Origin of the sequence: Pasteurella canis (assembly GCF_020810675.1) — a bacterium.
Classification (GTDB): domain Bacteria; phylum Pseudomonadota; class Gammaproteobacteria; order Enterobacterales; family Pasteurellaceae; genus Pasteurella; species Pasteurella canis.
In genome coordinates this window covers 659858-673473 of record NZ_CP085871.1, presented here as the reverse complement: position 1 = coordinate 673473, position 13616 = coordinate 659858, and the positions used below count along the sequence as shown (strand labels likewise).

The window sequence follows — 13616 nt, the reverse complement described above, 5'->3', positions numbered from 1 at the left end:
GCTTGTGTTACTTCAAACTATTTTTCAGATTTTCTTTTTTATTATTAAATTTTTTCTCACAAACATTTGCAAGCTATAAAGAATCGTGTAGATTAAAAGTTATTCTCCGAATACAACAAAAAGGATATAACAATGACAAAAAATATTGATTGGCAAAATTTAGGCTTTAGCTACATTAAAACAGACTACCGTTATATTGCATATTGGAAAGATGGTAAATGGTCAAAAGGAGAACTCACTCAAGACAACACATTACATATTAGCGAAGGATCAACTGCACTACATTATGGTCAACAATGTTTTGAGGGATTAAAAGCTTATCGTTGCAAAGATGGTTCTATTAACCTATTTCGTCCAGATCAAAACGCACTACGTATGCAACGTAGTTGTCAGCGTTTATTGATGCCAGAAATACCAACTGATATGTTCATTGATGCATGTAAGCAAGTTGTTAAAGCAAACCAAGAATGGCTAGCACCTTATGGCACTGGTGCTACATTATATCTTCGCCCATTTATGATAGGTGTTGGTGATAATGTTGGTGTAAGCCCTGCTCCAGAATATATTTTTTCTATTTTCTGTTGTCCTGTTGGAGCTTATTTTAAAGGTGGCCTAAAACCAACTAATTTCTTAGTTTCAAATTATGATCGTGCTGCTCCACAGGGAACTGGTGCCGCTAAAGTAGGTGGTAATTATGCTGCAAGTTTATATCCTGGCAAAGAAGCAAAAGCGCATGGTTTTGGTGACTGTATTTATTTAGATCCAACCACACACACCAAAATAGAAGAAGTTGGTTCAGCAAACTTCTTCGGGATTACGCAAGACAATAAATTCATTACACCGCTTTCACCTTCGATTCTCCCAAGTATCACTAAATACTCTCTTCTCTACCTTGCAAAAGAGCGCTTAGGATTAGAAACAGAAGAAGGCGATGTGTATATTGATCAATTAGCAAAATTTAAAGAAGCGGGGGCCTGTGGTACAGCAGCAGTAATTACCCCAATTGGTGGTATTCAATATGGTGATAACTTCCATGTTTTCTATTCTGAAACTGAGGTAGGTGAAATCACGACAAAACTTTATAATGAGCTCGTTGGTATTCAATTTGGCGATATTGATGCACCTGAAGGTTGGATTGTAAAAGTTGACTAAATCTAATTAAACAACAAAAAGTGCGGTCAAAATTCCAAGCATTTATACCGCACTTTTATATTTCAACTGTTTATTTAATATTAAAATACACTCAATTTATCTGTAAGTCACTGTCTCTATATTATCCAAATAAATCTGAGTTTCTGCCAGTTTAGTTTCCGCAATGATCTTACCTTGGCGAATAGAATAACGCGTTGGTACCTGTCTTCTTACTGCATCAAATCCATTTTGCGCAGGTAAAATAATCAGGTTGGCAGAATATCCTTCTTTAATACCATAATCGCTTAATCCAAGCGCTTTCGCGCTATTGTCAGTTACTAATTTTAACCCATCATTAATTTGACCATATCCCATTAATTGACAGACATGTAACCCCATATGGAGTACTTGTAACATGTTTGCTGTCCCTAATGGGTACCAAGGATCGAATACATCATCATGCCCAAAACAAACATTAATATTATTTTTCAACATTTCTTTTACTCGAGTAATTCCACGGCGTTTTGGATAAGTATCAAAGCGCCCTTGTAGATGAATATTTACAAGTGGGTTCGCTACAAAATGAATACCTGATAATTTCAACAAGCGGAATAAACGTGATGCATAAGCACCATTATAAGAATGCATTGCAGTAGTATGGCTCGCAGTGACTTTATCACCCATTTCATATTTTAAGGCTAATGCTGCGACTGTTTCCACAAAGCGTGATTGTTCATCATCAATCTCGTCACAATGAATATCAATTTGTTTTCCATACTTACGAGCAATATTGAATGCAATATGCATAGATTCTACGCCATATTCACGCGTAAATTCAAAATGTGGAATACCGCCTACAACATCTGCTCCCATTGCCATTGCTTGCTCAAGTAAAGCTTCGCCATTTGGATACGATAAAATGCCTTCTTGTGGAAAAGCCACAATTTGTAAATCGATCCAAGGTGCTACTTCTTGTTTTACTTCTAACATGGCTTTCAGTGCAGTTAATGTAGGATCAGACACATCCACATGTGTACGAACATACTGTACACCATTTGCAATCTGCCATTTTAATGTTTTCCATGCTCTGGCTTTTACATCTTCATGACTTAACATCGATTTACGTTCAGCCCAACGCTCAATACCTTCAAATAACGTACCTGATTGGTTCCAATTTGGCTGTCCTGCAGTTTGTGTAGCATCAAGGTGGATATGTGGTTCAACAAAAGGAGGATAAGCAATACCTTGCTCTGCATCTAAAATCTCTCCTTCATAGGTTAAAATTTCATCATTAGAACAAATACGTATGATTTTGCCATCTTCAATCAGAATTTGCCAAAGCCCTTCTTTATTCGTTAAATGTACATTTTTAATTAACATAATTGGCTCCTATTTTGTTGCTAACATTTTTGCAAACAATGGATTAAGTATTAAATATGAAATTGCTCCCCCTAATACTGCATTTACAGGGATAATACCTGGCAAATATTTACCACAACCTACACCTATTGCAACCGCAATAATCGCTATCCAATTAATATTAACAAATCTTGCTTGCTCGAAATTTTGATATGCTTTACGACGTAATATATAATCTGCAATAATCACGCCCCCGACTGGAGGAATAGCTGAAGAAAGGAAAGTAAGCCAACCAACAAAGTTGTTATATAACCAAAGTGCGGCAAGTGTACCTATAACACCATTTGCCATTGATAAAATACGGCTGCTTAATCCAGTAATATTAGCAAAGCCTAATCCCGAAGCATAAAGGGCATTATCATTAGTCGTCCAAATATTTAACCCTAATACAATAATTGCAGGTAAAATTAGTCCTTGAGCGACCATCACATCTGAAATATCTGCCATGCCTTTCACTGAGGCACCCGCTGCACCAAAAATAAACATTAACGAATTACCTAAAAAGAAAGCGATCATACTAATCACAATCGCTTGTTTTGGTACACGTCCGAAACGAACAAAGTCAGCAGTAAGACTTCCAGCACTAATAAATGATCCAACAACTAATGTAATCGCCATAGGTAATGACATACTCTCTTTTGGCACTATAGCTTGTAATACCTCAATTCCTCCGGCATCTGTCACAGCTAAATACACAGAATACGAACCAAGTACAGCAATTGCAGGTACTGCTACTGCTGATAAAATAGTCAATGCTGAAATACCAAAGTAAACTGTTACTGTCATTAATGCACCCGAAAGAATAATGAGAGTGTTAACATCAATTCCTGTTACTTTATTAACAGGAATAGCAAACATTGCTACACCTACGCCAAACCAGCCAACCTGTGTTCCACCAAGTAATAATGAAGGTAACCAAGACCCTTTTACTCCAAAAGAATAACGCGCTAAAATATGCGTAGTTAAGCCTGTCTTTGCACCAATATAGCCTAAACAAGAAGTGTAAACACCAAGCATTAAATTACCAATTAGAATGGCTGTCCAAAAATCATCATAAGTTAATGATGTACCCAGTGTTCCTCCCGTCCACATACTGGCTGAAAAGAAAGTCAATCCAAGCATAACAAATGTTAATGCAATTCCTCCTTTGCGCTCATGTTGTGGCACTGGCTTTAAACTATAATTATCTAAGCTCATTATTTATCCTTATTAAAAGTAAAAAATCGTTGCATTATAATCCGCCAATTTTAAAAAGCAAACGTTTGCGCAATAAAAGTGAAAGATTTTTTATTTACGTTTATTATATAAATGAGAGCTATCAACAAAGTTTTTGTTTTATCTTATTAGATAGTTATTGATTTCTTCTCAAATAAATGTAAAAGATCTAAGTACAGACTAGTTATTATGTTTTTTGAGAGTAAAAAAACCACCTTAATGGAAGGTGGTTTTTCTTTAATTATGATTTTAAATTTCGACGAGAAATGACCGCACTTGATAAGGCTTCAAGTACTTGTTCACTATCCTCCCAGCCAATACACGCATCTGTAATACTTTGTCCATAAGTTAAGGCTTTACCATCAATAAGATCTTGACGTCCTTCAGTCAAATGACTTTCAACCATCACGCCAAAAATTTGTGTTGAGCCATTTGCAATTTGATCACATACACTATGACAAACATCCAACTGTTTTTTAAATTGCTTGTTACTATTTGCATGACTAAAATCAACCATAACATGAGGAATCCGTCCGTTTCTCTCAATATCAGCACAAACAGCAGCAATATCTTGCGCACTATAATTGGGTCCCTTATCACCACCACGTAAAATAATATGACAATCTTCATTACCGCGTGTTGATACAATCGCAGAATGGCCAAATTTAGTGACTGATAAAAAATAATGAGGGGCTTCAGCAGCACCAATTGCATCTAATGCGATTCTCACTCCTCCATTAGTGCCATTTTTAAAACCCACCGCACATGATAGTCCAGAAGCCAACTCTCGATGTACTTGTGACTCAGTTGTTCTTGCACCAATTGCTCCCCAACTCATAAAATCAGCCAAATATTGTGGTGTAATCATATCTAAAAACTCACCTGCTGCTGGTACACCTAAATCATTCACATCAGATAATAATTTACGCGCTATACGTAGTCCATCATTAAGAGCAAAAGTACCATTTAAATGTGGATCATTAATTAAACCTTTCCAACCTACTGTAGTACGTGGTTTTTCAAAATAAACTCGCATGATAATTTCTAAAGTATCCTTATACTTTTCTCGTACAGCTTTAATACGATTTGCATATTCAAGTGCAGAATTAGGGTCATGAATAGAGCAAGGACCAATCACAACTAATAAACGATCATCTTTTTGATGAATAATATCATGTGCTTTTTTACGAGTTTCTTTTACAACTTGGGCTGCAACACTACTGGCTGGGAATTTTTCTAATAATGCGACGGGGGGTAAAACTTGTTCAATTTTATCAATACGAGTGTCATCATTTTCAATATGAATTTCGTTCTTATACTCTGTCATTTTGCTCTCGCTTACTTCTTATAAATAAATCCGATAATAATCAAACTCTAAACAGTAAATTAACTAATGGCTACTCAACACTTGAGCAGGCTGCAGTTTTGCTGCCCGATTAGCAGGATAGAGACTAGCAACTAAACTTAATATTAGCGCAGAGGCTAATACTAATAAGACATCTTGCCAATGCAACTCACTTGGCAAAAAATCGACAAAATAAATACCATCTGATAATAATTTCCGTCCAAGTAAAATCTCAACTCCTTGAATAAGCTGAGTTAAATTTAATGCTAGGGCTACGCCTAAAAAAATACCAATTAAACACCCTTTCATGCCAGCTTGCAAGCCATACCACACAAAAATCTGCTTAATAAAACGATTATTTGCACCTAAAGTACGCATAATCGCAATATCACTTTGCTTATCTTTCACTGCCATAATCAATGTTGAAATAATATTAAAGCAAGCTACTGCAATTACTAACACCATTGCAATATACATCACACTACGAATAAGTTGAATATCTCGATACATATAGCCAAATTTACTGATCCAATGCTGAGCATAAAGTGCTTGAGGATAATCTTGTAACATTGGATATGTTAATGTCTGAACCTCAAATGGATCTTTGACTTTCAATTCAACACCATGAATTTGATCTTGAGTTAGACCTATTAAATCTTGTGCTTGTGCCAAAGGCAATAAAGCATAACTATGATCTAGTTGACCATCTAAGCGTAAAATACCACTGATTTGTACACGATGACGAATTGGCTGAGATAGTTGATTATTTTGAGTTTGCTGTGAAATCAATAACGTGACCCAATCTCCTACTTGAACATCAAGATCACGAGCAATAGCATATCCTAAAATTAAACCACTTTGTTGTTCGAACTCATTCCATTTATTTTCTAATACAAAATTACCCAAGGCGCTCACTTTATCTTGGGCGGCTTTATCAACCCCTTTCACTTGTACAACTTTTAATTTACTCCCATTTTCCACTAATGCAGTAAAATTCACATAAGGTGAAATCCCTTGAACTTGTTCATGCTGCTCAAGCCGTTCTACTAGCCTCGCCCATTGATTGATCGTTTGTGGTTCATTTTCATGTGGATAAAGTATAATCTCTGCATGGGGTACAACGGCAAGAATACGATTATTTAATTCACGCTCAAAGCCATTCATTGCACTTAAACCTAAAATTAATACAGCTACTCCTAATGCAATACCAATACTAGAAAAAGTAGAAATCAAAGAAACCAGCCGATTTTTCTGCTTACTACGTTGATAACGCCAACTAATAAAAAAAGGAGTATTCATTTATAATTTCTCTCTTAATATACCATCTTGCATGACCAAACAACGTGTTAATTTTTCTGCTAAACTCAGATCGTGAGTCACTAATAAAAAAGCAATATTTTGTTCATGATTAAGCTGTTGAATTAAATCAAAGATACTTTCCGTTGTTTTGCGATCTAAGTTTCCTGTTGGTTCATCTGCTAATACTAAAGCTGGATTATTAACTAATGAACGAGCGATGGCAACGCGCTGGCGTTCTCCCCCCGAAAGTGCAGAGGGACGATGTGAAATACGATGTGCTAACCCAACTGCACTGAGCATTTTTTCTGCTCGATCTTTTGCCTCTGTTTTATTTTGCTGACCAATTAACATTGGCATCATCACATTCTCTAATGCCGTAAAATCTGCCATTAAATGGTGGAATTGATAAACAAAACCGAGATATTGATTACGTAACCGCGCTAATTGATTTGCATTAGTACGTTGTAAAGATTGTCCTTTAATAAATACTTCTCCACTACTTGGTTGATCTAAGCCACCTAAAGTATGTAATAAAGTACTTTTACCTGATCCTGAGCTTCCAACAATAGCAACAAGTTCACCTGCCTCTATATTAAAAGAAACGCCTTTTAATACCTCTGTTTGTATACTGCCTTCTTGATAAGATTTACTGATATTTTGACAATGTAATAAGTGTTGTTTCATTTCATTTACCGTCTTTTTATTCATGACGCAAGGCTTCTGCTGGTTCAATTTTTGCTGCACGATAAGCTGGATAGATAGTTGATATTAAAGAGAGTAATAATGCAAAACTAACGATCATTATAATTTGTACAACATCTAAAGAAGTTGGTAAGTAAATATCATGAGGATTAATCATATCCACAATACGATCTAAATATAACGTGACTAATATACCCAATATCGTACCAATTAATGTTCCTACAAACCCAACTAAACAACCTTGATAGATAAAAATAGACCGCACTTGATGTTTATTTAAACCCTGTGTTTGTAAAATAGCAATTTCCCCTTGTTTGTCTACTACCATTAAACTTAATGAGGTAATAATGTTAGAAACTGCAACAACAATAATTAAGCTAATCAATAAGCTCATCATGTTTTTTTCCATACGTACAGCTTGGAAAAACTCACCTTTTTGATCTCGCCAGTCCTTAATGATCCATTGTTCTTTTATAAAATAATTTGGTAATTCAACAATCTGAAATGGGTCTTGTAGAAATAAGCGGTAACCTTGTGCTTGATTTGGTTGGATACGCATTAGGCGACCAATATCTGCTAAATGCGTAAAAACTTGATAATTAGAAGCTTCACCGTTTGTATAATAAATATCACTCACTGTAAACAAACGTTGAACAGGTACTCGCCCAAAAGGCGTATATTGACTATTTTTAGTGATCATCACACGCACTTTATCACCTATATTTAGTTGAAGTTTGCGAGCCAGTTGCGCACCAATCACTAAATTAAACTCACCTGGGGGCAATACTTTATCAATATTATCATGAAATCCTAATAACAAAGGGTCATCTGAAAGTGCTTCTACACCTATAACTCGTCCTGCACTTACGCCATGCGCTGTTTGTAAAATCACATTAGTTTGATTAATCGCTACTGCTTTTTGCACAAAATCAGGCAAGCTATTCACTTTATCTTGTAAGTTTATTCGTTGATTTTGAGGCATAATAATGGCGTGAGGGATATCAGCTAGAACTTGCTGTTTCTGATGATGTTCTAATCCATTCATAACAGATAACACAATGATCAATGCCATGACACCTAAGACGATGCCAATACTCGCTAAATTCGTTACAAGTCGTCCGAAACGATCCGCACTTTTAGCTCGCCAATAACGTAAAGCAATAAATAAAGGAACAGAAAATCTCATTTTTACCAAAATTAGTAATAAAAATATCGTGCTATTATTGCATAAACCGCATACAACAACATCACGATATTTTATCTATTACACATTTAATTCATTTTTTACAAAGTCTTCAATATTTTGTGTTACTTTCCTCACTAAGGTCATGACGGCACTATCTGATGCCCAAGCAATATGTGGCGTAACAATTAAATTAGGCAATCGAGTCGCAGCTTGAACAATTACACTTGTTTTTTCAGGAGGCTCTTTAACTAACACATCTAAGGCTGCTCCACCTAAATGCCCACTTTCTAGTGCTTCAACAAGTGCTTTTTCATCTACTAATGGACCTCGTCCAGTATTAATCAGGAATGCACCTTTTTTCATTAAGGCTAAAGTATCTTTGTTAATTAAGTTTTGCGTTGTTTCTGTTAATGGGCAATGTAATGTTACAATATCTGCTTGTTTTAAAACATCTTCAAAAGGAGTATAACCCTCTCGACAAGATGTTGCATCCTTGTGCTCAGCATAAAGTACATTCATACCAACAGCCGCAGCTAAACGTCCAACTTCAGTCCCTAAACAGCCCTTACCAAATATACCTAAAGTTGAGCCTTTAACATCGGTAATGGGATAATCAAAATAACAGAATTGTTTACTATCCGCCCACTTTGCGGCTAGTTGATCACGATACCAACTCATGATGCTATGTTTCAATGCATAAATAAGTCCTAGAACATGCTCAGGCACAGTCGTTGCTGAATACCCTGTCACATTTTTTACAGTAATGCCTAGCTCTTTAGCCGCAACTAAATCAACATTATTTGTACCTGTTGCAGTAATTGCAATAAGCTTTAATTGCGGTAATTGTTGCATAACTTCACGGTTAAATACGACTTTACTTGTCACTGCTATCTCAGCATCTTGCATACGTTCAATAACCTCATTCCCAGCAGTGTGTTCATATTCAATCCATTGATGTTCAAAACTTGGACGGGGGATTGGAATATGTTTGGGAATCGCTGTGCTATCAAGAAAAACTATTTTTAACATGGGTAACTCCTTTTGTTGCAATGGTTTTCTATTTTGTCCAATTTACCTTGAGATAGCAAACTATAAATTGACTGAATAAAATTATTTTTAACTATTAATTTAGTTAAGCTAGCTTACTGTACGATATTTATATTTAAGATAAAAAAACGTATATGCTTAGAAAACGAGTTATCACAAACTTAATCGTGCTAGTTAGTACTAAATAATAGATAAAAAAACCTCCCGTGTTTGGGAGGTTATAATCCATCTTACTTCTTACCTAATTGCGCTTTTAATTGTGTTATTTTCTCTAAGACTTCCCCTTGTAACAATTCATCGTCTTGCTTATGGGCATAAGAAAGTTCATAATAATGTAATGCTTTTTCTAAATTCTGCGGTACACCCGTACCAAACTCATAAAGATAACCTAATGTATAATAATCTTCTAATACCTCAAACTCATTTAACGCAAAATCAAGATCGACTGGTACGCCTAAACCAACTAAAGATAAATTAGCAATCATTAATCTAGCTTTCTTAAATCCCTGTTCAGCTGATTTTTTTAGCCAAAAGACTCCCTTCTCAAATTCTCCACTTTCAATATAGTACTCGCCAACTTCATATTGTGATTCAACTTCATTTTTTTCTGCTGCGTCTAAAAATAAATGGAATATTTCTTCATGTTTTTCTTTTGTTAATACTTCGGTTGTTTTATAAAGATCAGCTAGATTACGTTTTGAAACTACGTTCCCCAAATTAGCCGCTTGTCGATATAATTCTTTCGCTTTATCAATATCCTCAACTACACCATAACCAAAATCATACATATAAGCCAATGTATTTAGATGATACATTTTTCCAGCCTTAATCTCATCCTGCAAAATAGAAAAGGCCTTTTCAAAATATTGATTAGCGACTTTTTTATCTTGTCCTACATACCAACCATATTGATACATTTCTCCTAAAACAAGGGCACCAAACCCACTTCCTTTTTCTGTTGCTTCTAATGCAAGTAAATAAGCCTCTTTATTGTCCTTTTCCAACAGGATATCCGCCAGTCTTGCTATTGCATCAGCATGACCAAATCTTCTAGCCTGTTCAAAAAAATCTGTCGCTTTTGCTATATCAATTAACTCATTGTTAAAGCCATAAAAATATTGCAACCCTTTCTGATAAAGTGTATTCCCCTGCTCAGCTTGTAATTGCGTTGCCGCATTAGGAGTCACACTATTTACACTAGGCGAAATCATTGCTGTTATTAAGGCTGTTAATGCTAAAAAAAGTAATGTTTTCATTATAGCAGCTCTTTTAATTTCAACATTAATTTGATGTATCTAAATCAGGGAAACTTTTCACTAAGTCATCAATTGCTTTTATTTGCATAACAAAACCTTCAAGTGCAGAAAGTGGTAATGCCGAAGGCCCATCACATTTTGCTTGATTAGGATTTGGATGCGCTTCTAAAAAGAGTCCCGCTAATCCTACAGCCATACCTGCACGTGCTAACTCCGTTACTTGATCACGACGACCTCCTGAAGCAGCACCAAATGGATCACGACATTGTAGAGAATGTGTAACATCAAAAATAACAGGACAACCTTTTGAGACTTTTTTCATTACAGAAAAACCTAACATATCTACAACAAGATTGTCATAACCAAAATTTGAGCCACGATCACATAAAATTACTTTGTCATTACCACATTCTTCAATTTTCTCAACAATATTACCCATCTGCCCTGGACTTAAAAATTGTGGTTTTTTCACATTAATAATCGCACCTGTTTTTGCCATTGCCGCAACAAGATCTGTTTGGCGTGCCAAAAAAGCAGGTAGCTGAATAATATCAACCACATCAGCTACAGGCTGGCATTGATAAATTTCGTGTACATCTGTAATTATTTTTACACCGAAAGTGTCTTTTAATTCTTGGAAGATTTTTAATCCTTGTTCCATTCCTGGACCACGATAAGAGTAAATTGACGAACGATTTGCTTTATCAAAAGAAGCTTTAAAGACATAAGGTACGCCTAATTTTTGCGTGACATTAACATAAGCTTCGCAAACTTGCATAGCCATATCACGACTCTCTAAAACATTCATGCCACCAAATAATACAAATGGCTTATCATTAGCAATGTCAATATTCTCTAAACGAACAATTTTATTTTGCATCTTGTATTCCTTCTTAGTGAATAGGATAAGAATCTTGCCTTAATTCTTCTAATTGATTTTTTAGTAATGTTGCAGTTGGATCTTGAGGACATTGGTCAATAAAATACTCAAAATCTTCTGTCGCCACGTGATAACAACCCATTTGCGCCAATACCAGTCCCCTATCGCGAACTTCGTAAGGGTCATCTGGGTAATAATGCATTAAATGAGAAATATAAGATAACGCTTCGTCATTTCGTTCTTCGCGAATTAATGCATTTTTAGCAAGTTGTCTAAAACGCCCTAATAAATCCCCTATATTCGCAACAGCTAATTCTGCTGGGGTAAGTTCTATTCCAAACCCCATCGCTCCCTCATACCATTTATGTAATAGTCCAAGTGGAATATATTGTCCATCCCAAGGATTAATAAATGCCACTTCGCCCTCTACTTCAGCACGTAATACCAATTGAGTCGGAAAATTAACAGGGTAAAGTGGTAAATTTAAACGATCAGCAATATAAAGTAAAATCGCACCAAGGCTGACTGGCATTCCTTTTTTTGTTTCTAATACATCATTTAAATATAAATTTGATGAAAGAAAATAAGAATTAGGATCACAATGAAATCCCCATTTCCCATAGAACAATTGCAAAAGTAAATGAATTTTGGTTTTCATTTCCATTTCATCTGGAATTTCTTTACGTGCGGCACGTACTAAGTGCCCCATTCTTCCACGCAGACGTAGTAAATTGTCATTATCTCTCAATGTCGTATTACAAAAAGCTAACATTTCATCATAAAGTGCTTTTTTCACGTATTTCATTTGCTAACTTCTCCAACAACCCAATGTCACTCTGTCATGTCCAACATAATCTTGCACAGTGATAACATCTTGCCATTGGTTTTCTTTAAAAATTGACCGCACTTTTTGCCCTTGTTGCCAACCATGTTCTAATAATAAATAACCCGATTTTTTTAAAAAATGAGGTGCTTGCTCAATAATATACCTTAAATCTGCATAACCTTGTTCTTCTGCGATCAGTGCAGATAAAGGCTCAAAACGTACATCACCTTGTAGTAAATGGGGATCATTTTCATCAATATAAGGTGGATTGCTTACAATAACATCAAACTTGCAACTTAAATCTAACTCTGTAAACCACGAACTTTGTAAAAACCTTATATCCAAATTATGCCGTGTTGCATTTTCTTGTGCTAACATCACTGCTTGCGCAATACAATCTACTCCAAAAATTTTCAAGCTTATACCGCACTTTTGCACAAAAGGCGCTAACTCAAAAGCCAATGCGATTGCTATAGCTCCCGTTCCTGTACCTAAATCCAAAATCGTCAGTTCATCAGAAAAGTGCGGTGAGTTTAAACGTAATTTAATCACCTCAAGCGCTTTTTCGACTAAGATTTCTGTATCGGGACGAGGGATCAATGTATCTTTTGATACTTTTAATGGTAATGACCAAAACTCTTTTTCGCTCAGAATATAGGCTATAGGCTCACCTTGTGCACGACGAACAAGTAATTTTGCTAATTGTATCAGTTGATCTTGTGTAAGAAGCATTTCTGAAAATGCTATAAGGCTTGCCTTACTACGCCCTGTCACAAAAGACAATAAAACATAGATATCTGATTTAATATTGATATAAGGATCAAAACTTAATACTTCTAATAGTACATTTTCTGCAAAACTTAACCACTCAGAATAACTTTTAGTTTGAATATCAACGACAACAAAATTCTCACAAATCACTTGGAAATCAGATGTCACTTTTTTATCTTTCACCCCCACATGATCTGCTAATATTCTTTCATCTAGAACTGCCAATTGTGCATTAAAAAATTGCTCGTGGCTTTGATACCAATGAGTATAGTCCCCTTCTCCTTCTGCTAAAGCAAAGTCTTCTGGCACCTCTCCAAATGCCCATTTTTCAATTGATGTTACCTTAATCATAACAAGAGGAATATTATTGTGATCTAAAACAATTGATTTATCATTTATTTGAGGCAATAACTCTCCACTCAGAGTATAAAAAAGGCAACCAGAGCAAGTTGCTGTTTTATAACCTGCAATAACTAAACAAGCTAAATAATTGGGCATTACAGCAAATGCCCATTTTTTAGTTAGATTATCTTCCATCT

At 35.5% G+C, this 13616-nt stretch carries 12 protein-coding genes; 1 reads left to right on the top strand and 11 read right to left on the bottom strand.

The features are described 5' to 3' along the window. The first annotated feature begins 132 nt into the window (after positions 1-132). Entirely contained in the window at positions 133-1152 is a 1020-nt protein-coding gene (locus K7G93_RS03235; RefSeq protein WP_115322713.1) for a branched-chain amino acid aminotransferase, read from the top strand. 96 nt (positions 1153-1248) lie between these two features. On the opposite strand, the gene K7G93_RS03230 is transcribed toward K7G93_RS03235, so the two are convergent. The 11 genes from K7G93_RS03230 to prmC all read right to left on the bottom strand — a co-directional run bounded on the left by K7G93_RS03230 (position 1249) and on the right by prmC (position 13614). Beyond that, positions 1249-2511: a cytosine deaminase gene (locus K7G93_RS03230; RefSeq protein ID WP_160530729.1), complete on the bottom strand. Its 1263-nt coding sequence runs from the start codon at positions 2509-2511 to the stop codon at positions 1249-1251. Between the two features lie 9 nt (positions 2512-2520). Further along, complete coding sequence (gene codB, locus K7G93_RS03225; protein WP_049214470.1) at positions 2521-3747, bottom strand: cytosine permease; 1227 nt, start codon at positions 3745-3747, stop codon at positions 2521-2523. Positions 3748-4006: 259 nt separating this feature from the next. Next, positions 4007-5092, bottom strand: coding sequence for a 3-deoxy-7-phosphoheptulonate synthase AroG (gene aroG / locus K7G93_RS03220; protein ID WP_308443514.1), 1086 nt, complete (start codon positions 5090-5092; stop codon positions 4007-4009). A gap of 63 nt (positions 5093-5155) precedes the next feature. Beyond that, on the bottom strand, positions 5156-6409 hold the full coding sequence (lolE, locus tag K7G93_RS03215) for a lipoprotein-releasing ABC transporter permease subunit LolE (RefSeq protein WP_226690799.1): 1254 nt from the start codon (positions 6407-6409) through the stop codon (positions 5156-5158). After that, entirely contained in the window at positions 6410-7093 is a 684-nt protein-coding gene (gene lolD / locus K7G93_RS03210; RefSeq protein ID WP_226690800.1) for a lipoprotein-releasing ABC transporter ATP-binding protein LolD, read from the bottom strand. It abuts the gene before it with no gap. A gap of 16 nt (positions 7094-7109) precedes the next feature. Further along, positions 7110-8297, bottom strand: coding sequence for a lipoprotein-releasing ABC transporter permease subunit (locus K7G93_RS03205; RefSeq protein ID WP_226690801.1), 1188 nt, complete (start codon positions 8295-8297; stop codon positions 7110-7112). A gap of 78 nt (positions 8298-8375) precedes the next feature. Continuing rightward, a complete protein-coding gene (locus tag K7G93_RS03200; protein ID WP_226690802.1) occupies positions 8376-9326 on the bottom strand; it encodes a 2-hydroxyacid dehydrogenase in 951 nt (316 codons plus the stop codon). Between the two features lie 248 nt (positions 9327-9574). Next, complete coding sequence (locus K7G93_RS03195; protein ID WP_226690803.1) at positions 9575-10600, bottom strand: SEL1-like repeat protein; 1026 nt, start codon at positions 10598-10600, stop codon at positions 9575-9577. 25 nt (positions 10601-10625) lie between these two features. Further along, positions 10626-11480: a 3-deoxy-8-phosphooctulonate synthase gene (gene kdsA / locus K7G93_RS03190; protein ID WP_049214476.1), complete on the bottom strand. Its 855-nt coding sequence runs from the start codon at positions 11478-11480 to the stop codon at positions 10626-10628. A gap of 13 nt (positions 11481-11493) precedes the next feature. After that, entirely contained in the window at positions 11494-12285 is a 792-nt protein-coding gene (locus K7G93_RS03185; RefSeq protein WP_191134798.1) for a SirB1 family protein, read from the bottom strand. A 3-nt stretch (positions 12286-12288) separates the two neighbouring features. Then, positions 12289-13614, bottom strand: coding sequence for a peptide chain release factor N(5)-glutamine methyltransferase (gene prmC / locus K7G93_RS03180; protein ID WP_308443516.1), 1326 nt, complete (start codon positions 13612-13614; stop codon positions 12289-12291). Between the last annotated feature and the right edge of the window lie 2 nt (positions 13615-13616).